The 24,793-nt window shown below is 60.7% G+C and carries 28 protein-coding genes; 20 read left to right on the forward strand and 8 right to left on the reverse strand.

Annotated features, from left to right (window positions below; genetic code table 11):
- Positions 1-57: 57 nt before the first annotated feature.
- The 18 genes from PO778_RS10335 to PO778_RS10420 all read left to right on the forward strand — a co-directional run bounded on the left by PO778_RS10335 (position 58) and on the right by PO778_RS10420 (position 15,701).
- Complete coding sequence (locus PO778_RS10335) at positions 58-525, forward strand: hypothetical protein (RefSeq protein ID WP_160731300.1); 468 nt, start codon at positions 58-60, stop codon at positions 523-525.
- Positions 526-608: 83 nt separating this feature from the next.
- Positions 609-1,871 carry a DNA-packaging protein gene (locus PO778_RS10340; RefSeq protein WP_271440027.1) on the forward strand — a complete coding sequence of 421 codons (1,263 nt, stop codon included), beginning with the start codon at positions 609-611 and terminating at the stop codon, positions 1,869-1,871.
- A 14-nt stretch (positions 1,872-1,885) separates the two neighbouring features.
- On the forward strand, positions 1,886-3,043 hold the full coding sequence (locus tag PO778_RS10345; protein ID WP_271439572.1) for a phage portal protein: 1,158 nt from the start codon (positions 1,886-1,888) through the stop codon (positions 3,041-3,043).
- On the forward strand, positions 3,040-3,348 hold the full coding sequence (locus tag PO778_RS10350) for a DUF6127 family protein (RefSeq protein ID WP_160731298.1): 309 nt from the start codon (positions 3,040-3,042) through the stop codon (positions 3,346-3,348). The genes PO778_RS10345 and PO778_RS10350 overlap by 4 nt, the downstream gene beginning before the upstream one ends.
- Positions 3,345-3,734, forward strand: coding sequence for an HK97 family phage prohead protease (locus PO778_RS10355; protein WP_271439573.1), 390 nt, complete (start codon positions 3,345-3,347; stop codon positions 3,732-3,734). The genes PO778_RS10350 and PO778_RS10355 overlap by 4 nt, the downstream gene beginning before the upstream one ends.
- Positions 3,735-3,873: 139 nt before the next feature.
- Positions 3,874-5,016, forward strand: a complete 1,143-nt coding sequence (locus tag PO778_RS10360) for a phage major capsid protein (protein WP_271439574.1) — start codon at positions 3,874-3,876, stop codon at positions 5,014-5,016.
- A 129-nt stretch (positions 5,017-5,145) separates the two neighbouring features.
- Positions 5,146-5,961: a head-tail connector protein gene (locus PO778_RS10365; RefSeq protein WP_271439575.1), complete on the forward strand. Its 816-nt coding sequence runs from the start codon at positions 5,146-5,148 to the stop codon at positions 5,959-5,961.
- Positions 5,962-5,967: 6 nt separating this feature from the next.
- Positions 5,968-6,375: a phage major tail protein, TP901-1 family gene (locus PO778_RS10370; RefSeq protein ID WP_160731292.1), complete on the forward strand. Its 408-nt coding sequence runs from the start codon at positions 5,968-5,970 to the stop codon at positions 6,373-6,375.
- Positions 6,372-6,686, forward strand: coding sequence for a gene transfer agent family protein (locus PO778_RS10375; RefSeq protein WP_271439576.1), 315 nt, complete (start codon positions 6,372-6,374; stop codon positions 6,684-6,686). The genes PO778_RS10370 and PO778_RS10375 overlap by 4 nt, the downstream gene beginning before the upstream one ends.
- The gene (locus PO778_RS10380; protein ID WP_333908190.1) at positions 6,683-6,934 is read left to right on the forward strand and encodes a phage tail assembly chaperone; all 252 of its coding nucleotides are present in this window, start codon (positions 6,683-6,685) and stop codon (positions 6,932-6,934) included. The genes PO778_RS10375 and PO778_RS10380 overlap by 4 nt, the downstream gene beginning before the upstream one ends.
- A complete protein-coding gene (locus PO778_RS10385; RefSeq protein WP_271439577.1) occupies positions 6,927-7,514 on the forward strand; it encodes a tail tape measure protein in 588 nt (195 codons plus the stop codon). The genes PO778_RS10380 and PO778_RS10385 overlap by 8 nt, the downstream gene beginning before the upstream one ends.
- 10 nt (positions 7,515-7,524) lie before the next feature.
- A complete protein-coding gene (locus PO778_RS10390; protein WP_271439578.1) occupies positions 7,525-9,846 on the forward strand; it encodes a DUF2460 domain-containing protein in 2,322 nt (773 codons plus the stop codon).
- A complete protein-coding gene (locus PO778_RS10395) occupies positions 9,843-10,658 on the forward strand; it encodes a phage/gene transfer agent baseplate hub protein (protein ID WP_271439579.1) in 816 nt (271 codons plus the stop codon). The genes PO778_RS10390 and PO778_RS10395 overlap by 4 nt, the downstream gene beginning before the upstream one ends.
- Positions 10,655-11,068 (forward strand): NlpC/P60 family protein, encoded by a 414-nt coding sequence (locus PO778_RS10400; RefSeq protein ID WP_271439580.1) that lies wholly within the window; start codon positions 10,655-10,657, stop codon positions 11,066-11,068. Before PO778_RS10395 ends, PO778_RS10400 begins: the two co-directional genes overlap by 4 nt.
- A 3-nt stretch (positions 11,069-11,071) precedes the next feature.
- Positions 11,072-13,231 carry a GTA baseplate fiber-binding domain-containing protein gene (locus PO778_RS10405; RefSeq protein ID WP_271439581.1) on the forward strand — a complete coding sequence of 720 codons (2,160 nt, stop codon included), beginning with the start codon at positions 11,072-11,074 and terminating at the stop codon, positions 13,229-13,231.
- A 44-nt stretch (positions 13,232-13,275) separates the two neighbouring features.
- Entirely contained in the window at positions 13,276-13,734 is a 459-nt protein-coding gene (locus PO778_RS10410) for a DUF2793 domain-containing protein (protein ID WP_271439582.1), read from the forward strand.
- A gap of 193 nt (positions 13,735-13,927) precedes the next feature.
- Positions 13,928-15,052: an OmpA family protein gene (locus PO778_RS10415; RefSeq protein ID WP_271439583.1), complete on the forward strand. Its 1,125-nt coding sequence runs from the start codon at positions 13,928-13,930 to the stop codon at positions 15,050-15,052.
- 91 nt (positions 15,053-15,143) lie between these two features.
- Positions 15,144-15,701 carry a superoxide dismutase family protein gene (locus PO778_RS10420; RefSeq protein WP_271439584.1) on the forward strand — a complete coding sequence of 186 codons (558 nt, stop codon included), beginning with the start codon at positions 15,144-15,146 and terminating at the stop codon, positions 15,699-15,701.
- Positions 15,702-15,722: 21 nt separating this feature from the next.
- Here PO778_RS10420 and PO778_RS10425 read toward each other — a convergent pair whose 3' ends face one another.
- The 6 genes from PO778_RS10425 to PO778_RS10450 are packed head-to-tail and all read right to left on the reverse strand — an operon-like array spanning position 15,723 to position 21,624.
- Entirely contained in the window at positions 15,723-17,309 is a 1,587-nt protein-coding gene (locus PO778_RS10425) for a spinster family MFS transporter (protein ID WP_271439585.1), read from the reverse strand.
- A complete protein-coding gene (queC, locus tag PO778_RS10430) occupies positions 17,302-17,994 on the reverse strand; it encodes a 7-cyano-7-deazaguanine synthase QueC (RefSeq protein WP_160731281.1) in 693 nt (230 codons plus the stop codon). Before queC ends, PO778_RS10425 begins: the two co-directional genes overlap by 8 nt.
- 59 nt (positions 17,995-18,053) lie before the next feature.
- Positions 18,054-18,494 carry a DUF3617 domain-containing protein gene (locus tag PO778_RS10435; RefSeq protein WP_235903741.1) on the reverse strand — a complete coding sequence of 147 codons (441 nt, stop codon included), beginning with the start codon at positions 18,492-18,494 and terminating at the stop codon, positions 18,054-18,056.
- Between the two features lie 58 nt (positions 18,495-18,552).
- On the reverse strand, positions 18,553-19,446 hold the full coding sequence (gene hslO / locus PO778_RS10440; RefSeq protein ID WP_160731280.1) for an Hsp33 family molecular chaperone HslO: 894 nt from the start codon (positions 19,444-19,446) through the stop codon (positions 18,553-18,555).
- A gap of 46 nt (positions 19,447-19,492) precedes the next feature.
- On the reverse strand, positions 19,493-20,425 hold the full coding sequence (gene argF / locus PO778_RS10445; RefSeq protein ID WP_160731279.1) for an ornithine carbamoyltransferase: 933 nt from the start codon (positions 20,423-20,425) through the stop codon (positions 19,493-19,495).
- Positions 20,426-20,433: 8 nt separating this feature from the next.
- Positions 20,434-21,624 (reverse strand): aspartate aminotransferase family protein, encoded by a 1,191-nt coding sequence (locus tag PO778_RS10450; RefSeq protein WP_271439586.1) that lies wholly within the window; start codon positions 21,622-21,624, stop codon positions 20,434-20,436.
- Here PO778_RS10450 and PO778_RS10455 point away from each other — a divergent pair.
- Positions 21,617-21,775, forward strand: coding sequence for a hypothetical protein (locus tag PO778_RS10455; RefSeq protein ID WP_160731277.1), 159 nt, complete (start codon positions 21,617-21,619; stop codon positions 21,773-21,775). The genes PO778_RS10450 and PO778_RS10455 overlap by 8 nt on opposite strands.
- A 10-nt stretch (positions 21,776-21,785) precedes the next feature.
- Here the strand turns inward: PO778_RS10455 and PO778_RS10460 are convergent, their stop codons facing one another.
- Positions 21,786-22,589 (reverse strand): cold-shock protein, encoded by an 804-nt coding sequence (locus tag PO778_RS10460; RefSeq protein ID WP_160731276.1) that lies wholly within the window; start codon positions 22,587-22,589, stop codon positions 21,786-21,788.
- A gap of 260 nt (positions 22,590-22,849) precedes the next feature.
- Here PO778_RS10460 and PO778_RS10465 point away from each other — a divergent pair, with 260 nt between their 5' ends.
- Positions 22,850-23,290 (forward strand): protein tyrosine phosphatase family protein, encoded by a 441-nt coding sequence (locus tag PO778_RS10465; protein ID WP_271439587.1) that lies wholly within the window; start codon positions 22,850-22,852, stop codon positions 23,288-23,290.
- 8 nt (positions 23,291-23,298) lie between these two features.
- On the opposite strand, the gene PO778_RS10470 is transcribed toward PO778_RS10465, so the two are convergent.
- The gene (locus PO778_RS10470) at positions 23,299-24,732 is read right to left on the reverse strand and encodes an amidohydrolase (protein ID WP_271439588.1); all 1,434 of its coding nucleotides are present in this window, start codon (positions 24,730-24,732) and stop codon (positions 23,299-23,301) included.
- Between the last annotated feature and the right edge of the window lie 61 nt (positions 24,733-24,793).

Genomic DNA, 24,793 nt, shown 5'->3' on the forward strand with positions numbered 1-24,793 from the left:
CCACACCACGGCGGGACCGCCCGTTTTCGTGTCCGCACTGCGCAAGAGGACAGGTGCATGCCGAAACCCAAGAACACCAAGATCAAGCCGGAACTGAAAACCGGCGAGAAGGAGAAGCTCAACCGGCACTGGCGCGGTTTGTTTCTCGATTGTCTGGCGGAAACGTCCAATGTCACCAGGGCTGCGGAGATTGCCGGCATCAATCCCAGCCGGGCTTACAAGGTGCGGCGCGAGGAACAGGAATTTGCCCGCGCGTGGCACGCCGCGCTGGTCGAGGGATATGAACATCTGGAGCTGGAATTGCTTGCCCGGCTGCGCTCCGGCGAAGCGAAAGATGGCCCCCGGCATGACAATGGTGCCGCGCTGCGCCTGCTATCCCTGCACCGCGACACGATGGCGCAAGAACACGCTCGCCGCCGCAATATGGATGCGGCGCGGGCCCGCCAGATCATCGATGCGAAGCTGGAAGAATTGCGGCAGAAAATCATCACCCGGCGCGAAGCCGAAGGGCAGACGATACAGTGACCGGCAAGCAGTGCCCCGATCCTGAAGGATATGACTTCCTTGCCGAGGCCGACGCGGCCAAGCGTGCCGATGTTCTGTCTGTAATGAACGAACGCGATGCGCTGAATGCAGCCACCTATTTCGACCACTACTTCGCCCCCCATGCCCATCCCGGTCAGACACCGCCACCTGGCGACTGGCAGGTTTGGATGGTCATGGGCGGGCGCGGTTTCGGCAAGACGCGGGCCGGCGCGGAATATATCCGCAGCATCGCGGAAAGCGACGCCTATGCCCGGATTGCGCTGGTCGGCACATCGCTGGGTGAGGCGCGCAGCGTGATGGTGGAAGGTGAAAGCGGGCTGATCGCATGTTCCCCACCTTCGGACCGCCCGACTTTCGAACCCTCGCTCCACCGGCTGCGGTGGCCCAACGGCGCGCAGGCGTTTCTGTATTCGGCGGCAGAGCCGGAAAGCCTGCGCGGACCGCAGCACAGCCACGCCTGGTGTGATGAAATCGGCAAATGGCCGCAAGCCCATGACCGGGCTTCGCGTTGCTGGGAAAACCTGTTGCTCGGCTTGAGGCTGGGCAGGGATCAGCGGATCGTGGCCACGACCACGCCGCGCAACACCGCGTTGGTGCGGCGATTGTCCGCCAGCGAAGGCACAGTGGTAACCGGCGGCGCCACCAGCGCCAACGCTGCAAACCTGCCGCGAACCTTCATGATCGCGATGGAGCGGGAATTCGGGCAAACGCTGCTCGGCAGGCAGGAACTTGGCGGGGAATTGATCGACGACATTGAAGGCGCGCTGTGGAGCCGTGCGCTGATTGAAAAATGCCGTGCACGCAGCGATCCTGCCGAACATCTTCGGGTGGTCGTGGCAGTCGATCCGCCAGCTTCCGCCAATGGCGATGCCTGCGGGATCATTGCCGCCGCTGTGGCGCAGGACGGGAGTGCGCACGTGCTCGCCGATTGCTCGGTGGAAAATGCCAGCCCGGAACGCTGGGCACGCGCAGTTGCAGAAGCCGCCAGCATCTGGTCGGCTGACCGCGTTGTAGCCGAAGCCAATCAGGGCGGCGCGATGGTCGCCAGCGTGCTGCGCGCCGCCGATGTCTCGCTGCCGCTGAAACTGGTTCACGCCAGCCGCGGCAAGACCGCCCGGGCAGAACCCGTCGCTGCACTCTACGAGGCGGGGCGCGTGCGGCATTGCGGCCATTTCGCAGCGCTGGAAGACCAGATGTGCGGATTGATGGCCGGCGGCACTTACGAAGGTCCGGGCCGCAGCCCCGACCGCGCCGACGCGCTCGTCTGGGCGCTGACCGAATTGCTACTGGGGCGTCAAATGCGCCCGCGAATAACCAACATCTGAAACAGGAAAACTCTATGTCATTCTTTTCAAGTCTCGCCTCTGCCTTCAAGGGCGAGGGCGGTTCCCGCGTGCCTCTGGCCCGCGGCTTTGCATCCCCATGGGCCGCCACATTCGATGGCGGCAGCGCCCGGGCTCCGTTCGATTATGGCCGCGCGGTCAAAAACAGCTTCGTCGAAAATCCTGTCGCCCAGCGCGCCGTGCGGATCGTATCCGAAGGGGTCGGCAGCGCGCCACTGGCAGACACTGACAGTGCACTTGCCAGCCTTGTCGGAACCTCCAGCGCAGGTCAGTCGCTGATCGAAACGCTGGCGATGCACCTGCTGCTGCACGGCAACGGATTTGTTCAGATCATGAAAGATGGCGCTGGCCGCCCCGTCGAACTGTTTGCCCTGCGGCCCGAACGCATATCGGTTGTTCCGGGCGAAGACGGCTGGCCCGCTGCTTACCGTTACCGCCTGGCCGACCAGACCCTGACGATACCGCTGGATGACGATGCGGGATGGCCCAACATCATCCACCTGCGCAGCGTCCATCCCGGCGATGACCATTACGGCGCCGGCAGTCTGGCTGCGGCGGAACAGGCGGTCGCGATCCACAACGCAGCGAGCGAATGGAACCGTTCGCTGCTGGAAAATGCCGCCAGACCGTCTGGCGCGCTGGTGTTCGAAAGTGGCGATGCCGGCGGCCTGACGACTGAGCAGTTCGACCGATTGAAATCCGAACTGACCGCCGCCTATGCCGGGCAGGCGAATGCCGGGCGGCCGATGCTGCTAGAAGGCGGGCTGGACTGGAAATCGATGTCGATGAGCCCGGCGGATATGGATTTCGCGACCCTGAAAGCCGCCGCCGCCCGCGACATCGCGCTGGCATTCGGCGTCCCGCCCATGCTGCTTGGCCTGCCCGGCGACAATACCTATTCGAACTACCGCGAGGCCAACCGCGCGCTGTGGCGGCTGACCCTGTTGCCGCTGGCCAGCAAGATATTGGGCGGGTTGCAGCAGGGCCTTTCCGCATGGTTTGAAGATGCAGCGCTCGCCATCGATCTCGATCGCGTGCCCGCCCTTTCGGAGGATCGCGAACGCCTGTGGTCGCAGGTGTCCGCCGCAGACTTTCTGACCAATGCCGAAAAACGCTCCCTGCTCGGCCTTGCATCCGCAGGAGACGTATCGTGAACCGCCAGGATATGCTGGCTGGTCTGCTCGCACAGGCCGCCAGCGAAGGCGGCGAGCTGGTTACCCTGCGCGCCATTATCGAGGAAGCGAGCGAAATGGGCGCTGACCGGGCAATGCACCGGCTCGGCCTCAGCGATGACAACGCCCAGGACGATATCGACGAACTGCGTGAGCTTCTCCAGGCATGGCGGGACGCCAAGGCTAGCGCATCGAAAGCCGCCATCGCGTGGATTGTGCGCGGAATACTGGCCATGTTGCTGATCGGCATTGCAGTGCGGATCGGCGTTCCGGACATGCTGCGATGAAATTCGCCGGATATGCTGCGCTGTTCGATACAGCCGATGCGGCAGGCGACATCATCAGACGCGGCGCTTTCGCAGCGACGCTGAGCCGCCGAAACGGTCCGGTTCCGCTGTTCTGGCAGCACCGGACAGACCAGCGGATCGGCTGGGTCCGCGAAGCAAGAGAGGATCGCCGCGGCCTGCAGGTGATCGCACAGATCGACAATCCGCGGGGCCGTGCTGCCGCCATGCTTGCCGCGCGCACGGTAGACGGATTGAGCTTCGGCTACCGCGCGCGCCGCCATCACCGCAAGGGCAAGAACCGGCTGCTCGATGAAGTCGAACTGCTGGAAGTGAGCCTTGTTACGCACCCGCTTCAACATGGCGCGCGCGTGCACATGATCGCGTGACCGGAATAACCGGATAACGGCCCGATCCAGACGTGCGTTGGCTGCCTTCGGGCGGCTTTTTTTATGCCTCCGCACCAGCCTGAAACCGAAACACACCACCAACCACCCACCCCCCAGCAATGACAAGGTGAATACCCCTATGGAAAATTCCGCCCCTCAAACCACTCCGGATCAACTCGAAGCCAGTTTCGACATCGTCGCCCGCCAAGACAAGACGGAAGCCGATGTGTCGGCGCTGCGCAGCGATGTCGACGAGGTCAAGCAGCGCCTGGACAAGGTCGCCAAGGCAGCTGGCCGCCCCGCCCTTTCCGCCGCATCGGGCGGAGCCGAGGTCAAAGGCTTCGTTGATGGATATCTGCGCCGCGGCAGCGAGACTGAACTCAAATCGATCAGCAGTCAGGTGCCTGCCGATGGCGGTTTTGCGGTGCCGCGCGAAATCGATGCGGCAATCGCCCGCGAACTGACCGAAATCAGCCCGATCCGCGCCCTCGCCCAGGTCGTCCAGACCGGTAGCGCAGGCTACCGCAAGCTGGTGTCGACCGGCGGCACCGCCAGTGGCTGGGTCAGCGAAACCGCAGGCCGGCCCGCGACAGACACACCGCAATTTGCGGAAATCGCACCGCCGACCGGTGAGCTATACGCCAACCCTGCTGCCAGCCAGACGATGCTGGACGACGCCGGTTTCGACCTCGAAAGCTGGCTTGCCAGCGAGATCGCGATGGAGTTCGCCCGCGCAGAAGGAGCAGCTTTCGTCAGCGGTAACGGAATTGATCAGCCCGAAGGGTTCCTGTCTGCGCCGGTTTCCACCGCAGAAGACGGCGTCCGCGCTTTCGGCTCGCTGCAATATGTCGGCACCGGCGATGCTGCCGGTTTCGGCACCTCGCCGGAAGCACGCCTGATCGATCTGGTGCACACGATGAAGTCAGGCCACCGGCAGGGCGCAAGTTTCGTGATGAATTCCGCAACCCTGGCAGAAGTCCGCAAACTCAAGACAGCCGATGGCGCGTTCCTGTGGCAGCCGGGCCTGGTCGAGGGCCAGCCTGATCGCCTGCTCGGCTATCCGGTGGTCGAGGCGGAAGATATGCCCGATGTCGCAACCGGCACCTTCCCGATTGCATTCGGCAATTTCCGCCACGGCTATCTGATCGCCGAACGATCGGCCACGCAGATCCTGCGTGATCCGTTCACCAACAAGCCGTTCGTGCATTTCTACGCGACCAAGCGGGTTGGCGGGCAGGTGCTCGACAGCGCGGCGATCAAGCTCCTCAAAATCGAGGAATAACCCCCTCCCGGCGGGGTGAGTTTCCCCCTTTCTCACCCGCCGGTTTCCGCACCCGCGCCGCCGCACGCCCTCTCCCCCTGGTGCTGGCTGGCGCGGGTGCACCTTTTTTGAATTTGACCGGAGACCGCCATGAAACGGGCCATAATCGCCCCTGCCGAGTTTGGCGGGGCCGCATTGGACGAGCTGAAGCATTGGCTCGCAATCACCACAACGCAGGATGACGCCGCCCTCACCGCTCTGTTGTCTGCCAGCGCCGATATGTGCGAGGCATTTTGCGGCCTGATGCCGCTGGCCGCGACGTGCGAGGAAATCTGGCCTGCGCGCGGCGAACGGCAGCAACTGACCGTGCGCCCGGTTCATGCGATTACCGCGGTGGAAGGAATACCTGCGGAAGGGCCGCGTTTCATCATGCCCGCCGACGCGTTCGAGCTTGATCTGGGCGAAGGGCAAACCGGCAGCTTCCGCATCCTTCGCAAAGGTGCAGCCGGCAGGGTCGCTGTCCGCTTTGCCGCCGGATTTGCGCCGGGCTGGGGCTCTCTGCCCGAGGGTCTTCGCCAAGGGATCATCCGCTATGCCGGGCACCTTTACCGCGAACGTGACGCTGCACCCGGCGGTTCGCCGCCAGCGGCAGTAACTGCCCTGTGGCGCCCGTGGCGAGAGATGCGGATCGCGGCTAGCGCCTCGACCGACTGGAGCACCAAGGAACGTGCGGGGCGCGAAATCCGCGTCGCTCTGGAATTGCAGACACGCGGCGATGATCCGAGGGCCGATGCCGCACTGATCACTGCAATTGAACGCAGGGTTTCGGCCCTGCCTGCCGCGCATACCGGGTTCCAGCTTGCCAGCGTACAGTTCCTTCGGGCGCGCGCCGAACGGCGTGATCGCGGCCTGCGATCCTTCCTCCTCGAATACCGCTTTCGCATTCTCGAAAATCAATCGGAGTAAATCATCATGACAGCCCAGAAAGGCTCTGCCTTCCTTCTAAAGATCGGGGACGGCGCGCAGCCTCCTGCCTATCAGACCGTCGCCGGCCTCAGGACCACGCAGCTATCAATTAACGGCGACACAGTGGTCGTCACGCACAAGCAATCGGGCGGCTGGCGCGATCTGCTTTCAGGCGCCGGAGTGCGTTCGGTGTCCGTCAGCGCCAGCGGGATTTTCCTGGGCAGCAGCGCCGAGGCAGCCATCCGGGCTCACGCGCTGGCCGGCACCGTCGATGATTACGAGCTGTCGTTCGAAGACGGCGAAAAACTGCGCGGGCGGTTTCTGGTCCAGCGGCTCGACTATTCGGGCGATTTCAACGGAGAGCGCAACTACACGCTCCAGCTTGAAAGTTCAGGCGCGGTGCTGCCCGCATGACCGGACCAGCCAACCCCCTGCGCGGTGAAGCGGCAATTGTGATCGGCGGTGCGCCGCACGTCCTGCGGCCAAGCTTTGCTGCGCTTGTTGCTGCCGAAGAAGAACTGGGGCCGCTATTCGCCTTGGTCGAACGCGCGGGCGATGGACAACTGCGCCTGTCCGAATTGACGGCATTGTTCTGGCATTGCCTGCGCTGCCGCGAATCCGTTAGCCGAGAGGATGTGGAGCGCGCAGTGGTCGAAGCCGGACTGGCAGGATGCGCAAAGCCGCTACGCGCGCTGCTGGGCCAGATCCTGCAAGGCACCGGATGAACGGATCAGAGCCTGCACCTGTGCCTGCGCCTATGCCCGTGTCGGTGCCTGCGCAAACCGGCCTGTTTGGCCAAAGCGCGTCTGCGCTGGCGGGAATTGCGGCGCGGGCTCTGGGCTGGCGGCCGGATGAATTCTGGAACGCCACCCCGGCGGACCTCGTCCTCGCACTCAGCGACCCGCAATCCTCAAGCGAAACCATCACCCGCACCGAATTGAACCATTTGCTGGAGCAAGAACGCAATGGATGATCCAATAGACGAGATGCTGATCGAAGTGCGCGCCAGCACACAAGGTTTCTCCAATGATATTGCCGCGATGCGCGGCAGCGTGGACGGCGTGCTTGCGACCGGCTTCAGCAAGGCCGGAGATATCCTCGAAAAAGGGCTGCTGAGCGCGATCCGCAAAGGCAGCATCGGTTTCGAAGATCTCAAGCGAATGGCAATCCAGACGCTCGACCAGATCGCCGCGCAAGCGCTGCAGCTTGGCCTCGACAAGATACTTGGCGGTCTGGGCAGCAGTTCCGGCGGCGGCGGTATCGGGGGGATTTTGGGTGGCGGCATCGGCGCGATCCTCGGCCTGCCCGGGCGCGCGACAGGCGGTCCGGTTTCGCCGGGGCGCGGCTATCTGGTCGGTGAACGCGGCCCGGAACTTTTCGTGCCGACCAGCTCCGGCAGAGTGGAAGCCGGCGGGCAGGCGGGCGCAGCCTCTCGCGATGTGAGGGTCTCCATCCAGCTTAACCAGCCGCGCGGAGCAAGCGCGCCGGCCACGCTCCAGCGTTCGTCCCGCCAGATCGCCAGCGCCGTGCGCCGCGCGCTCGCTGCAAACTGAGGAATTCGGCATGGCATTTTGGCTCGCCCGTCAGCGGCACGGACAGGAAAGCGATTACATCCAGCGCTTCGATCCGAGCTTCTGGACCGTGAATTTTCCGCGCCCGATGATGGCCGCTGCCGTCGCTGAACAGGCTGGCACATTGCGGGTTGATTGCGAATTCCATCATCGCGGCGAATTGTGCGGACTGATCTGGGAAAGCGAGGACCGGCACGACCATCCCTTGCTCGCCTACAGCTGTGACTGCGACTATTCGCGAACTACCTTGCGATTTTCCTGGCGGTCGAGCGGGTTGATGCCGCTCGATCAACCGCACGGCCCGACCCTGATAATCGAGGGGCGGGATGAAAACGGCGATAATCGCGTATGGTATGTCCGCCTGTGGAATTACGCCCAGGGCACACCGGAAAATGCGGAGATCGTCTTGCCGTTCTCGCAGCTGGAAAGCGGCTATGGCTTACCCGGCGAACCGGTCCATCCCGCCGATGTCGATCGCATGTTCATTTCGCTGGTGCCTCCAGCTTACGAACCTGAAAGCGACGAACGCTTCAGCGGACCGGTCAATGGGTCCGTTACACTGTCCGACATTGCCTGCGAGGGTGATCGGCCCATGCTCGAAATCGGCGATGTCATGCTGCCTCCCCATGGTGAGCAGATGGCTACCGCCTACGATGATTCCTACAATTTGACACCCGAACGCATCCTGCGCAGCATTCGCGGCCTCGGCTATCGTGGACGGATCCTGCACTATGTCGGCATGAGCCATTTCTTCCGATTGGAGGATGATGGAGGCCGGCTCGTGGCGGCGGCGGACGGCATCCTCAACTTACCCGCGTTCCGCTGGCACCGGGCTTTTTTTCGGGCCTGTTCGGCCATGGATTATGCGCCGATCTGCTCGCTTTCCTACGAATTGCTAGCGGACCATTGCCCGGATGATTGGCAGCAAAGAACGTATAGCGGCGAAGCCGGGCGCACCGGGTGGGAACCGCCGTCGGCGCTGCTTTCGCCGGCGAACGAAACTGCGATGGGCTGGTTGCGATCGACCGCAGGGTATCTGGTGGGGCTGATGCGCGGAGCCGGCCTGCCGATCCTGTTCCAGATCGGCGAGCCGTGGTGGTGGGTGACAAGCAACGGGAAGCCCTGCCTGTACGATGCTGCCGCAGTCGCCGCGTTTGGCGGGAACCCGCCCATCATCACATCCATGCACGGCAATTTGCCGCCCGATCAGACCGCGCTGCTGGACGCAGCCGGGGCGCTGCTGGCCCAATCGACCCACGATTTGGCCGCCGCTGTCAGAACGGCTGCAAAAGGTCCGGCGGAAATATTGCTGCTCGCATTCACGCCCACGATCCTCGACCCGGAAATGCCTGAATTGAAACGGGCCAATGTGCCCTTGGGATGGGCCTATCCCGCATTCGACCGGCTTCAGCTGGAAGATTACGACTGGCTGACCGAAGGCGCGGATGCGCGCCGCCGGATGGCATATGCCGAATTCGATCGACGCCTGAACTATCCGGCAGAGCGCCAGGATTATCTTTCCGGTTTCGTTCTGGATGCCGCCGATGCGGAAGAATTCTGGACCCGGATCGATGCCGGGCTCGACGAAGCAGCAGCGCGCGGCATTCCCGAGCGGTTCGTCTGGGCATTCCCGCAGATCAACCGCGATGGCTACACCCGCCTCGCCCCAAATCAGGATAATCCCGTGCAGGCATTCGACGATATCATGTACCCGCTCCTCTTAGGCCGCGACACTCGGGTCAGCCCCGAATTCTCCACCACAGTGGCAGTCACCGCGTCCGGACATGAACGGCGCAATTCGCTGTGGTCTGATGCGCGGCTACGGTTCGATGTGGGGCCGGGCATACGTTCAGAGGCGGAGCTTGGCACGCTTATCTCGTTCTCTCGGGCGCGCCGCGGTGCCGCCCGCGGGTTCCGCCTGCAAGACCCGTTCGACTTCAGTTCAAACGGGATGACCGGCAATCTCCGCTCTGATGACCAGTTGCTGGGGATCGGCGACGGGGTCACATCCGGGTTCAAAATGGCCAAATTCTATGGCGACGGGGAAGAACCGCAGCGGCGGCGGATTACCCGGCCCCGCGCTGAAACGATCATGGTTAACGTTGGGAGCGCCCCGGCGCAGAACTGGTCGCTCCAGCCAGGCGGGATTTTGTCGTTTGATGAGGCGCCTCCGGAAGGTGCAGAGGTCCGTGCGGGCTTTCTATTCGATGTCCCAGTGCGCTTTGCAGAGGATCAGGTCGATATAAGCAGCGCCAGTTTTGCGGCAGGTGAGGCACCCTCCGTACCGATGGTCGAAATTCGCGAGGCCGTATGACACACGTTTTCTTCCGCGAGGAACTGGAAGGCGTGGCAACATTCTGGCGAATCTATCGTAAGGATGGCCGCGCGCTTGGTTTCACCAGTCACGACCGCAATCTGGTGTTTGGCGGGCTTACCCATCTGGCCGCGCCTGGCATGATCCCGAGTTCGATCCGCCGCACCTCCGACCTGTCTCCGGACAGCGCCGAGGTGCAGGGCGTATTGTCACACGACTCCATATCTGCGCCGGACCTTTCCAGCGGCCGCTTCGACGGTGCCGCAATCCAGGTGGGGGCGGTGGATTGGGAAACGCTGGATCACACCGTGCTCTATCACGGTTCGATCGGCGCGATCGCCGAACAGGGCGGCGAATTCACAGCGGAGCTTCGATCTGCCAAATTCCTGCTCGACGAAGATCCGGTGCCGCGCACCAGCCCGACCTGCCGCGCGGAATTCTGCGGTCCGGGCTGCAATCTCGCTGCACCGGCGTTCACTGTCGAAGCGGCGGTGGAGGAAGTGGATTTCGAAGCAAATTCGGCCATCTTCACCGGCATTGACCCGACACCCTACCTGTTCGGCTGGGCCCGCTGGATCGACGGAGCAGACTCAGGGATCCGGTCTTCAATCATCGCTTCTGACGGACCTGCTTTGGTGTTCGGCAGGGCATTGCCCGGCGGTTTGCAAGCAGGTGACCGGGCGCTTCTGCGCGAGGGATGCGATCATACCTTCGCCGCCTGCAACAGCCGGTTTTCCAACTCCGCAAACTTTCGCGGCGAGCCCTTTCTGCCCGGAAACGATCTGCTTGCCCGATATCCGCTGCCCGAATGACGGCAGATCAAGAACGGCTTGCCGCCGCCGCCGAAGGGCTGGTCGGCGTCCCGTTCCAGCTTCATGGCCGCGATATTCTCTACGGAGTGGACTGCGTTGGCCTTGTCCTGCTCGCGCTTTCGGCGGTCGGTCGAAAGGGTCCGTCCCTATCCGGCTACGGTCTGCGCAATGCTGACTACTCATTTGTTCCGGATATTGCTTCGTCGGCCGGCCTCGGCCCGGCTGCCGGGGTTATCGAGCGCGGCGATATCGTCGTTGTCCGCCCCGGTCCTGGCCAGCGGCATCTGCTGATCGCAGCTGGCCCGCTTCGATTCATCCATGCCCATGCCGGTCTGGGCCGCGTGGTTTCCGCAGCCGGCCCCTTGCAATGGCCGGTCATTAACAAATTCCGCCTCAATGAAAGACGCTAGATCATGGCAACACTGGTTCTCGGCGCCCTAGGCACTGTTTTCGGCGGCCCTATCGGCGGGGCCATCGGTGCGCTCGCTGGAAGGCAAATCGATGCAAAGATAATGGGCAGCGGCACACGCGAAGGACCGCGCCTGAAAGAGCTGGATGTCACGACCTCCAGTTATGGCAGCCCTTTGTCGCGCCACTTCGGGACGATGCGCGTTTCCGGTACGATAATCTGGGCCACCGATCTGGTGGAAAGCAAGGAAAAATCGGGCGGCGGGAAAGGCAGGCCAAAGACCACCAGCTACAGTTATTCAAGTTCCTTCGCAGTGGCTCTTTCCAGCCGCCCGATCAAGCGCATCGGCAGAATTTGGGCCGATGGAAACTTGCTCCGCGGAACGGCAGGCGATCTAAAAGCTGGCGGAACGCTTCGCATCTATACTGGTGCTGGAGATCAGCCATCCGATCCGCTCATGGCCGCGGCGGCTGGCGGTAACTGCCCCGCCTATCGTGGCTGCGCATATGTTGTCTTCGAAGACCTGCAATTGGCAGATTTCGGCAACCGCATTCCTGCCCTGACTTTCGAAGTGATCGCCGATGATGATGAAGTATCGAGCGAAGAATTCTTCCGCAGCGAAGAGAAAACTCTTGCCGCGCCGATGCGCTTTTCGGGCCTCACGGGTATCAGTCACGAGGGGGGATCCTATGCCGGCATACTGAGCACGCTAGATCTCCTCTACCCCATGCAGACCTCAATCGCCGACGGCAGTTTGATGGTCGAGGCGGAGAGCGAGGCCACCGGGCAAGCGCCTTTGCTGCCTGCCGCGTCAGCCTGGGAGGATGGCGAGTTCGGGAAGCGCACCGGTGTCGCACGCGAGAGGGCGAATGCTGAAAGCGCACTCCTCACCGGGCTCAGATATTATGACGTCTCCCGGGATAACCAGCGCGCTATCGGCCGTTCCAGACCCGCGCAGGATTCGGTTCTACAATTCCCCGGCGCATTGGAGCCAGCGAATGCCCGTAGCCTTATCAACCAAGCGGCGCAAAGGGCCGAGGATTCGCGTGAAATCATGCAATGGCGGCTCATCGAGCTCGATGAGAGATTTCGTCCCGGGACGACCGTCCGCGTGCCCGGCTCACCCGGTTTGTGGACCATCACCGGATGGGAATGGCGGGAAAAAGGCGTCGAGCTGGAGCTGAAACGTGCCGCGCGCCAGCAACGCCACAGTGTTCCCGCAGACGGCGGTACGGCACCCCCAGCTGCGGACTGGGTTCCATCTGAAACCTATCTCAGAGCGTTCGAACTGCCCGGCCAATTGGTCAGTTCAGGCGACCAACCGAAAATCTATGCTGCGGTCGGCTCATCCGATGCAAGCTGGCGCGGCGCGGCGCTCTACGCAAATGCTGGTGGAATCCTCGACCCTCTTGGTCCTTCGGGCCGCGGCCAGGCAACAATGGCAAAGCTTGTCGAACCCCTTCCTCCTTCACCATCGCTGCGATTCGAAGCCTTGAGCAGGATGGATGTGGAAACGGTTTCAGAGGACCATCTCTTCAGCGACTGCTCGACCGATGCCCTCGCCTCTGGTCGAAACAGATTGATCCTGAACGATGAGATCATTCAATTCACAACCGCAGATCGCCTTTCATCAACACGTTGGCAATTGAGCGGTCTACTCAGAGGGCGCGGGGGCACCGAGCATTTGGCGCAGACTGCGCATGCACCGGGCAGCGCGGTCACGGTGATCGATACGAATTTGATCGAGCTTGCACTGACGCGGTTTGGAGGAGGCAGTGTTTCGAGCATCGCTGCAATCGGTGCAGGCGATGATGACCCTGTGCTCAGCGAAATCTCGAACTTGGGCCGTGGGTCGTTGCCGCTCACACCGGTTCACCCACGCGTAACGCACCTGCCCAATGGCGATCTCCGATTGCAATGGACCCGCAGGGCGAGGGGAAGCTGGATTTGGAATTTCAGCACCGAAGTTCCTCTCGTCGAAGAAGCCGAGCTTTATCGCGTTGGCATCGGCAGCCCCGAGAACCAGGCAATGTGGGAAGTCGGGGAAACCCATGTGTACATCCCAGCCAGTGTCGCAAGCTCGTTCGCCGGACAGAGTGCTTGGGTACGGCAGGTCGGTCGATTCGGAGAATCGGAAGCACTTGAGCTGATTCTTCTGCAATAATTCCAACCAGAATTTCCGAAAAACACCTTCAAACGAGGTAAAATATGTCTGACCCCATTCAATTCACCGAAGCTTCGCCACGGTTCGCCCTTCCATTCCTGTTTGCAGCACAATCGCAAAAAGAATTCTTCGTGAACGAGGCTCTGGCCAGAACAGACATCCTCCTACACCCAGCAATCCAAGCAGAGATTCCCGTTCCGCCTGCCAATCCTGCCGATGGCCATTGCTGGCTGGTGGCCGACGGCGGCACCGGCGAATGGACAGGCCGCGACGGACTTATTGCCGGCTATTCGAGCGGGTCCTGGATCTTCGCGATACCGACTACGGGCATGAGGATTTACGACTTGTCGAAGGGCCAATACAGATTGTTCAGGGATGGCTGGATCAGCCCCGACGCTCCCGCTCAGCCAACCGGGGGCACAGCTCCCGACACAGAGCTCAGGGCGGCATTCGCCGACTTAATCGAAGCCCTTACAAACGCAGGAATATTTCCGGTAACATAATTGGAACACTTCCGGTCCAATGACGTTTCACTCCCACAGGGATAGGTAAACCGGTCATATTTCGGCTCTTGAGAGCCAAAGAGAGACATTCTTGCAACAGTTTGCTTCGATTGACCGCTTGCCTCTCCCATGAGGAAAAGTTAGAAAACCACAACTCGGTGGCTCAATTTCGCTAATAAAGGGGAAATACATAATGCGGAAACTCGTCATAGGAATGGCGATGGCCTCTACGGCCCTTGCATCGCCTGCCCTCGCCCGCGACGGACAATGGTACGTCGAGGTCGGAGGTGGTCCGATGATCGTTGAAGACGTCAATCTTGACCTGAACAATGGTACGGACAACATCAAAGTCGATACCGACACTGGTTACGACTTTGGCGGTATTGTCGGTTACGACTTCGGTGGTTTCCGTCTGGAGACTGAAGTAAGCTATCGCGAAGCTGACATTACCAACCTTTCGGTCGGTAGCGCCGGACTCCCGCGTATCAACGCTCCAAACGTAACACCTGGTGGCACCTATCCTGCCGGTGGCGACATCAACTCCCTCAGCTTCATGCTGAACGGTCTTTTCGACTTCGGTGATGATGACGGCATCCAAGGCTTCGCTGGTGCCGGTATCGGCGTCGCACGCACTGAACTGCAGGCAGCTACAAACCCACGTGCTGCGGACGTCTTTGACGATTCCGACAGCGGGCTCGCATGGCAGCTTCTCGCAGGCGTTCGTGCACCGCTAACAGATAACTGGGACGTTGGTCTGCGTTATCGCATGTTCAACGCAGAGAACGTTGGCATCGTCGATCGTTACGGCCGCAATCTCGAAGGCGACGTTCGTTCGCACTCGATTCTCGGCACGCTGACTTACAACTTCGGTGGTGAACCGGACGCTCCGCCTCCGCCACCACCGCCACCACCGCCACCGCCTCCTCCGCCGCCGCCACCGCCGCCGCCACCACCGGCACCGACGGTTTGCAACAAGGGCCCGTACATCGTATTCTTCGAATGGGATCAGTCGGACATCACGCCTGAAGCTGCAACCATCTTGGACAACGCGGTATCGCAGTACGCAAACTGCGGCATGGCATCGGTGATGCTTGCTGGACACGCGGATACTTCGGGTTCGAAGGTTTACAACGTCGGTCTTTCCGAGCGTCGTAACTCATCGGTCATGGATTATCTCACCGGTCGCGGAATTCCGGCTGGTCGGATCGCTAGCGAAGCATTTGGTGAAACCCAGCTTCGTGTACCGACGGCTGACGGAGTTCGCGAACTTCAGAACCGCCGCGTTGAAGTTACATACGGCCCGAACGCCGGCATGTAATTTCGCGCAAGCGAATAAAAATCGGGAAGGGGTCGGAGCAATCCGGCCCCTTTTTCGTTATAGTCTCTGACACACGTTAACGGAGGCTAGAATGCATTTTCTGAAACTGCCCGCTGCACTGACCGCAACGCTTGCTATTATGGGTTGCTCGGGCCCAGCCGATAGCGCATCTCATTCCGATACCGCGGCGAACGAGCCGCAATTGATTGGCACTGGTATCCTGCAGCTTGCTGACGGCGCATCAGCCGGCACCATTGAGCTCATTAGATCAGGAAACGCCATCACAGCACAAATCACCGCCAACGGCCTCAGTGAAGGCACGCACGGCTTCCATCTCCACACGACAGGGGCCTGCGACGCACCTGATTTCAAGTCCGCCGGCGGGCATTTGAATCCGGGCGGTGCCACACACGGAAAGTTTTCAGAAGGCGGCAGCCATCTTGGCGACCTCCCCAATCTGGAAGTCGCAGCAGATGGCACGGCTACTGCTAGAATCGCACTTGAAGGTGAGGCGGGCCAGATTATGCCATCGATCTTTGACGCCGATGGCACGGCAACCGTCATCCACGCAGGCCCGGACGACTACAAATCCGATCCTGCGGGGGACGCCGGCGCACGAGTTGCATGCGCCGTCATAAGCGCGTCCTGACCCTAGCCTAAACTAAAGCGGTCAGGCGGCGAAAACTTCGCCTGCATCCTTTGCGCGTTCGATTACCGTCTCCTCAGCTCGCGGAACGAGGCGATAGGCAGCGACCAAGAGGATCATGCCGATAGGTGCGGCAATCAGCAGCGAAAGCACGCCGGTCGAAAGACTTCCGGTGGCGGTCGAAACCTGGCCCGCCAGATAGGGGCCGAGCGCAAGGCCAACCAGCGTGGTCGCAAGGAAGAATGTTGCCGTAGCCGTGCCGCGCATCCTAGGCAGGACGAGGTCCTGCGATGTCGCTGCAGCGGCACCAAGCGCCGAGCTTGCGAACAGGCTGATCAGGAAATTCAGGAAGTAGAACAACAACGAGCTGGACGTCGTGAAGGCAACGATCAGCGGAATGACAGGAGCCACGACTCCGAACATGACCACCAGCAATCGTCCAGAGGGATGGCGCTCACGCAGGTAATCCGCGACACGGCCACCGGCGATGACGCCGAGAAATCCGCCAACTGCCCCCGGTCCGCCAATCCACCAGCCAACGATACTTGGCGATTCGCCCAAAACACGAATTGCATAGGGTGAAGCCCAGAAGGTCACAGCGTATGACGCAAAAGCGACCATGCCATAGCCAAGAATGGTGCAGAGAAACGCTGGCGATCCCCAAATCAGCGCGAAGGTCGGCGGATCACGGCGGCGCAGAGACGTTGCCCATGAAAACACCGCGTAATATCCCACGCCAAGCGCAATCCATTGCGGGATGTTGCCGGTGATCAAGATCAGGCCATAGGCGGTCCCTGCGATCACGGCTGCACCGACTACGTTCACCAGGAATGCCTTTGCGCCATGCTGGGCGGCCTGAATGAACGTAAATGGCGGGATCACGGCGAAAAGCTCGTTCAGGAACCCGCGGAATGGATCTCTAACGGGTTCTGAAATGATCCCATCAGCTTGGCCGCGCACCGGCTCCTTCAGGGTGATTACAAGCATCGCCAGAAGCAATCCGGGGAAACCAACCGCGAGAAACGCAGCCTGCCAGCCAGCCAGCCCCATCGGTCCGCCGCCGGGATAAATGCTGTTCCAGCGTTCGACGATAAGCCCGCCGATAAACAGCGATATACCGCCGCCGAGGTATAGACCCGAGGAATATATCGCCAACGCAGTCGCGCGCATCCGTTTGGGGAACCAGTCGGAAATTAGCGAATAAGCGGCCGGGCTGGCCGTCGCCTCACCGACACCAACACCGATCCGCGCGAAGCTGAGCGCAGTGAAACTTTTCGCGAAGCCGGACAGCGCAGTCATGGCAGACCATAGCGCCAGACCGATCGTCATAAGGCGGATGCGGTGCCAACTGTCGGCCAGCTTACCCAGCGGAATACCGAACAGAGCGTAAAATACACCGAAAGCGGTGCCGTAGAGGAAGCCGAGATCATCGTCCCCGATCCCGAGATCGGCTTTGATATCCTCCGCCAGGATCGACATTATGTTTCGGTCGACGAAGTTCAGGATGTAGATCACTACGAGAACGCCGAGAGCATACCAGCTGTATGCGGGCACCTTTTGCGTGTCGGTATCCGCCGGAGCTACGCCGGTATCCTGGTTTTCATTATTCATAGATGATCCCGTCCTGAAGGCCTGCTTCGGCAAAGCCCTTTTGCCGCAAACGACAGCTATCGCAAACCCCGCACGCCAATCCGTCATCAGTTGGATCGTAGCATGACCAGCTAAGGCCTGTATCGAGACCCAAACGGCTTGCTTCGCGTGCGATGTCTGCCTTGCTCATGTGTTGCAGCGGTGTGTGGATTTTGAATGGGTGCCCCTCTACCCCCGCCTTCGTTCCCAGCCGCGCCGTTTCGGTGAAACTGGCAATAAATTCAGGGCGACAATCGGGATAGCCCGAATAGTCGAGCGCATTCACTCCAATGAAGATATCACTCGCGCCAACCGCCTCTGCCCAAGCTGATGTGAGCGATAGAAAGACGAGATTGCGGGCTGGCACGTAGGTCACCGGGATATCGTCCCCGACCCCGTCTTTCGGCACATCGATATCGTCGGTCAAAGCGGATCCGCCGAACGCCCGCAGGTCGAGCGGCAAGATCACATGCCTGACGCAGCCTAGCTCTTTTGCGATCGACCGAGCCGATTCGATCTCGATCCTGTGACGCTGGCCATAATCGATGGTAAGAGCATTCAGCGCAAAACCGCTTTCGCGTGCAATCGCACCCGAGACCATGGAGTCGAGCCCGCCCGACAACAGAACCACAGCCTGTCTGCCTGAATTATCTTTCTGAGAAGTCATCCATTCGGGGCTAGTCCGAAATGGATAGTTCGGCAATCCCGCGATTCAATCGCCGGATATTACCTGCAGGCACCCGTGCGTCGTGCTTCTGCGGTGAATTCAAACGGCAGGCTTCCGTCGATGCCCTGCCCCTGAATTTGTACCAGAGACGCTGTTTCGCGCCTGATATTGGTCCGTCCGTACCCGTCACCCTTGCAAGTGTATTGAACCGTCACTTCGTTGGCGGAATCTTCCACTACAAAGCGGCTGCAATTGGGTTTTGCATGGCGGAGCTGGATCAATTCCCTACCGGTTCTGACGCAAATTTTGCGGCTGGCACTGCCATCACGAAAACGGATTTCCCACTGACCCTTGGTAAGACCATCAAGCATGGCGAGGGCTGGCGCCTGTGCAGCGGTAGGTGCGGCGGCCACGCCGAGCGCAAATGCGCCAAGTGCCAGACGCAGCGCGCCAGCGCGCAACACGGGCCCTTTGCCGATCTGATATTTTGCGATCTTCATATTCACCTCTTACCACAAGTGGCCGTTGGACCAAATCGTTCCAAAGTATGGAAAGTTCCTAAACCGAAATCGGAAATACCTTCGAACAGAAGGCGCAATCGACGAGGATCAAGCCATCGTCATTGCGCATTTCTGCCCTCTCGGCTTCCGGAAAGCGGCCCAGCACGTCTTGATAATGAGCCACCGTGCAGCGGCAGCCGCGCGTCAGGTGTGATCCTGTTTCGACCCGGATTTCGTCCTCTTCATGGAACAAGCGCCAGACGATACCTTCCATCGACAGCGAACGATCGAGCAATTCGTCGTGCTTGATGCTGCCAGCCAGAATCGAAACATGCTCCCATTCTGGATGATCGAGGCGGACATGAAGCCGTTCGCGCCCCTCTTCCCCATCGGGAAGGTGCTGTATCAACAGGCCAGATGCGAGTGCGCCTGACTGTTCGCCCTTGATCGCGACCCGTATCAGCGTCGGTATCTGTTCCGATTGCACGAAGTAGGTTTCACAGGCCTGCGCAAGCGAATCGCCCTCCAGGGGGACAATCCCCTGATAGCGACCTTCCTTGCCTGCACCGTCGATCGTGATTGCTAGATAACCCTTGCCGAACAGAGCGAACAGCGACGGGTTCGCCCCGAGGTCGGACAGCCGATCTGCATCGAAATCGACATACCCGCGCAGTTCCCCGCCGCGAAAATCACACACAAGCAGGTTTACAACGCCTTGCTCGGTCTGGGCCTGCATGGTCATCTGCCCGCCTGCATCTTTCTGCAGGCCGCCGATCAGCGCGGTCAACGTCAGCGCCTCTGCCAGCAAATGCGTGATTGCAGGAGGGTATTCATGCGCGGAAAGAACTTCATCCAGAACACCGTCAAGCCGCACGCTCCGCCCGCGGGCATTTTGCCCGGGCAGCGTGAATGACAGCAGCTGGTCGCTGAATGTTTCGATTTGTTTGGTCATTGCGTGAATATGGGTAGCAAGACCAGGAAAGCTAGGAGCGCCGGCGTCAGAGCTTGTTATGTGCCCACAGCAGGACCGATTTCTGGGCGTGGATGCGGTTCTCAGCCTCGTCAAAGACCACCGATTGCGGGCCCTCGAACACGCTTTCGTTCACCTCATCACCGACATGCGCGGGCAAGCAGTGCAAGAAGATGGCACCGGGTTTCGCCTTGGCCATCAGTGCATCGTTGACCTGGTACGGCGCCATCGCGGCGAGCTTCTCAGCTGCATTTTCCTGACCCATGGAAATCCAGGTATCGGTGACAAGCACATCCGCACCTTCGGCAGCAGCACCGGCATGCTGCGTCAGATCCACTCGCGAGCCGGCATTACGCGCCATCTGCACGAATTCCTCCTCGGGCTCGTATCCGGCCGGGGTTGCCACCCGAACATTGAATTTCATCAGGCTGGCCGCTTCGAGGATGGAATGCAGGACATTATTGCCATCACCAAGCCATGCGATCTCAAGACCCGGCAGCGCCTTGCCATGCTCAATTACAGTGAGCAGGTCGGCCACGATCTGGCATGGGTGCGAGCGATCAGTCAGGCCATTGATCACGGGGACTGTGGCGTATCTGGCCATCTCCTCGATCTTGGCGTGATCGTCTGTGCGCAGCATGATCGCATCTGCCATGCGGCTAAGTACCCGCGCAGTGTCGGCGATGCTTTCCCCGCGCCCGAGCTGGCTGGTTCCCGAATCAAGGACAAAGGCACTTCCGCCGAGTTGGCGCATAGCCATGTCGAAACTCACCCGTGTACGGGTCGAGTTCTTCTCGAAGATCATCGCCAGCACATGCCCATCAAGCGGGCGATCTGCATCTGCACGGCCTTTCGGCCAGTCTGCCCTCGCCGCCTTTCGCTCCTGCGCATCAGTAATCATGGCGGCAATGGCATCGCCGCCTGCATCGGAAAGGTCGAGAAAGTGCCGAGGGCTTTGCATGGTCAGTCCTAGCTTGCTTCGGGAATTACATAGTCGGCGGCGCCGGCCGACAGTTTGTCGAAGAATTCGTCAATCTCTTCATCTCCGATCACCAGCGGCGGAAGAAGCCGCAGGGTGTTGTCGCCGGCAGCAACCATCATCAACTGGTGGTTATCGCGCAGGTGAACGAAGAACGGGCGACTCTCCACCTTCATCTTCAACCCGAGCATCAGGCCCTTGCCGCGAACCAGTTCGAACAGATCCGGGTAATTGCCGATGAACTGTTCCAGACGGGTGCGGATGCGTTCGCCTTTGTCGCGCACGGAGGCGAGAAATTCCTCGTTGGCAACAGCTTCCATGACCGCAGTACCAGCAGCCATGGCCAGCGGGTTGCCGCCATAGGTGGAACCATGCGTGCCAAAGGTCATGCCGCGCGCGGCTTTTTCCGTTGCGAGGCAAGCGCCAAGAGGAAAACCGCCACCGATGCCCTTTGCAGTCGCGACGATGTCAGGGACGATCCCGTATTGTTCATAGGCATAGAGCGTGCCGGTACGAGCAACGCCGCACTGCACTTCGTCCAGAACCAGCATCAAATCGTGTTCGTCGGCAAGCGCGCGTAGGCCCTGCATGAATTCGTCGGATGCAGGGCGAATACCGCCTTCGCCCTGAATTGGTTCTACCAAAAAGCCGGCTGTCTTGGGGCCGATCAGCGATTTCGCCATCTCCAGATCATCGAATTCGCAATATTTGAACCCTTCGAGCAGGGGCATGAAGCCCTTGTGCATCTTCTCCTGATTGGAGGCACTGATGGTGGCCATGGTCCGGCCGTGGAAGGCATTGGTGAAGGTGATGAGTTCGTATCGATCTTCGTGGCCGTTGGACTGGTGATACGCGCGGGCCGTCTTGATCGCCGTTTCAACCGCCTCTGCGCCGGAATTGGTGAAGAACACGGTGTCGGCAAAAGTGTTGTCTACCAGCATTTGCGCCAGCTTCTCACCCTGCGGGCTGCCGTAAAGGTTGCTCACATGCATCAGCGTTTCCGCTTGTTTCTGGATCGCTCCGATCAGGCCGGGGTGCGAATGGCCGAGCAGGTTCACCGCGATGCCGCTGGCGAAATCGAGATAGCGCGTGCCGTCTTCGTCAATCAGGTGGCAGTGGTCACCGCGCACCGGACGGACTCCGCAGCGAGGGTAGACGGGCATGAGCGGGGTGATGGCCATTGCGAAAATTCCTGTTTCCAAAGCGTCAAATGCGAATGGCGACCCCATAGGAGCCGCCATTCAAAATATCTATTCACTTGAAACCAGTTTGGTCAATTGGTTGGCCGAATATTCGGTTGGCAACCAGACCCCGGATCAAGTGCAGCTGTGAACTGTTCGGCTTATTCGGCCGGAACGAGGTTCACCGCTGAATGTTTACCGCGTCGGTCCACTTCAAGGTCGAACTGATAGCGTTCGCCTTCGTTGAGAGCCGAGAGGCCCGAACGCTCGACCGCGCTGATATGCACGAATGCGTCTGGTTGACCATCGTCGCGTACGAGGAAGCCAAAACCCTTCATCGAATTGAAGAATTTGACGGTCCCGGTAGCTTTTTCACCGGTCAGTTCACGCTGCGGGGCTCCGCCGCGATCGCCGCCGCGATCAGCATTGCCGCCGCCGGCACTCTGTTCAACAGGAATGACATCGCCGACAATCTGGATGTCCTGCGCCGACACTTTGCCGCCGCGATCGACCAGATTGAATTCAAGACCCTGACCTTCGGCCAGACCTTCAAGGCCGGCGCGCTCAACAGCACTGATGTGAACGAAAACGTCTTCGCCGCCGCCCTCTTGCTGGATGAAGCCGAAGCCCTTCTGGCCGTTGAAGAATTTTACGACGCCCTTGCCGGTGCCGACAACCTGAGCGGGCATGCGGTTGAAACCGCCGCCACCACCGCCGCCGCCGCCGCCTTGGCCGCCGCGGAATCCTCCGCCGCCACCACCGGGACCACGACCGCCGCCGCCGCCGCCGAAGCGATCACCGCCACCGCCGCCGCCGAACCGGTCATTGCCGCCACCAAAACGGTCGCCGCCGCCATAGCTGTCACCGCCGAAATTGCTGCCGCCACCGAACGGATCGAAGCTCTCTTCACCGAAACCATCGCGCTTATCACGGCCCCGACCACGGCGCCCTTTATCATAACCCATAACTTAAAACGTACCTTCGTATCTCCGCCCGATATTCAATTTGCCGGCAACGCGAGCGGAAGCGCGCCAAACAGTTCAGGAGAAAAGACTCGCAGTCTGCAACCTCCCATCAATCTTTACACATAGCGCAGAATCGTCAGTTGCGCGAATGATTTAACTTTATGCCCCTGTCTGGCGCATGATTGTGACATTTTCGCATGGCGATATGGTTGCAGCGCGCCCACCCATCAGGCACATGGCGAGCGCAAACAGGAGACGACATGAGTGATTTCCGGCAGTTGAGTGAGCAGGTGATGGCCAGCCCGCAAATCAGCCCATCCGATATCCGGGATGCTGCGGCACTGGGCGTGACGCTGATCGTCAACAATCGGCCCGATGGCGAGGCACCTGACCAGACCCCCGGCTCGGAAATCGAACAAGCCGCGCGGGACGCGGGAATCGAATACGTGGCGATCCCTGTGTCATCGGCCGGCTTCAGCTTGCCCCAAGTTGATGCGATGCGCCAAGCACTGGACCAAACCGAGGGCAAGGTGCTTGCCTATTGCCGCTCTGGCACGCGTTCCACCTTCCTGTGGTCGCTCGCGCAAGCGGATGCAGGGGCGGACGTCAGCAAAATCGCCGAATCCGCACGTCAGGCAGGATATGACATCAGCCCGATTGGCCAGACCTTGCAAATGCTGGCCAGCAAATCCGGCGGCTGATTTTCCGCTTACTTGCGATAGTCGAGCGGTGGATCCCGGTCCCCAAGAAGCGATTCGTAGACATAGTCCGGCCCGCGTGACGCATCGAATTCTGCCCGCGCCGCTGCCCGCAGTTCAGGATTGAGATAGAGCTCAGCCGCCATCACGGCCATTGCCTTGGCTGCGAATTGCGCGCCCTTTGCGCCAATTGAATGGCCGCTGGCGGCGGCGGATTGCCAGCTGTGTGAACTGGTGCCCGGCACCCATGTCGCAGCACGCAGGCTGACAGTCGGAGTTGCCCAGGACACATCACCCACATCGGTCGAGCCGTAGCCCAGCGTGATGTCATAGGGCTGAATCTCGCCCACCTGATCCAGCGGCTTGGCCGAATCGCCAAGGCTGGCGCTGATCTCGCTGGCCCATTCCTTTTCCGCATCGGTGTACGTGAACCCGCCCAGTTCCCTCAGTTTGGTATCGAGCGCTTGTTGAAGCGTCTCGTTCACGAGCTTGGGATTGTTACCGTGAATGATTTCCCAATCCACGGTCGTACCGGTGCCCATCGCCGCGCCTCGGGCGGTGCTTTCCAGCCTTTCCCATAATGCACGAACCTCGTCCGCGTCCGAGTGGCGGACATAATAAAACACTTCCGCAAAATCGGGCACCACGTTGGGCGCGGCGCCGCCTTCGGTAATGACGTAGTGGATGCGGGTATCCATGCTGGTGTGCTCGCGCATCATGTTCACCATCATGTTCATCGCCTCCACCCCATCCAGCGCAGAACGGGCGCGCTCAGGCGCACCGGCGGCATGGGCCGAAACGCCGCGGAAACGGAATTTGGCCGAGCGATTGGCAAGCGTCGTGCGCGCTGCGGTCGAGTTTTCGTCATCAGGATGCCAATCGACCGTGAAGTCGACATCGTCGAACAGTCCGGCGCGGACCATGTAAACCTTGCCCGATCCGCCTTCTTCCGCCGGGGTGCCATACAGCCGGACTCGGCCAGGGGTGCCGGTTGCTTCGAGCCATTCCTTGATCGCGATTGCAGCCGTCAGCGAACCGGCACCAAACAGATTGTGCCCGCAAGCATGCGCTGCACCCTTGCCTTCGACAGGTTCGCGCACCGCGGCCGCCGACTGGTTTATGCCCGGCAAGGCATCGAATTCGGCGAGCAGCGCAATCACCGGCCCGCCTTCACCCCATTCCGCGATAAACGCCGTCGGGATGCCTGCGACGCCTTCGCGCAGTGCGAAACCTTCCGAACGCAATTCGCTGCGCAGTAGTCCGCTGGACCTGAGTTCGAGATAGCCCAGTTCTGCCCAGTCCCATATCTGCTGCGCCACACGCTCGGTCCGATCCTGTTGCGCCTCCACTGCGGCGACCGGGCTGGGCGTCTGGGCCGCCACCGGCAGGCTGTAGACTGCAGCGGCACACAGTGTCGCAGTGATTGCTTTGCGGATCGGTGTCATTTCATTCCCCTTTGCCCAGAGCCTAGTGCGTCGATCGGATCAGGCAAGTCTCGACGCAAAC

The sequence above is a fragment of the Pontixanthobacter luteolus genome, from assembly GCF_947494915.1.
In the GTDB taxonomy this organism is placed as follows: Bacteria; Pseudomonadota; Alphaproteobacteria; order Sphingomonadales; family Sphingomonadaceae; genus Pontixanthobacter; species Pontixanthobacter luteolus.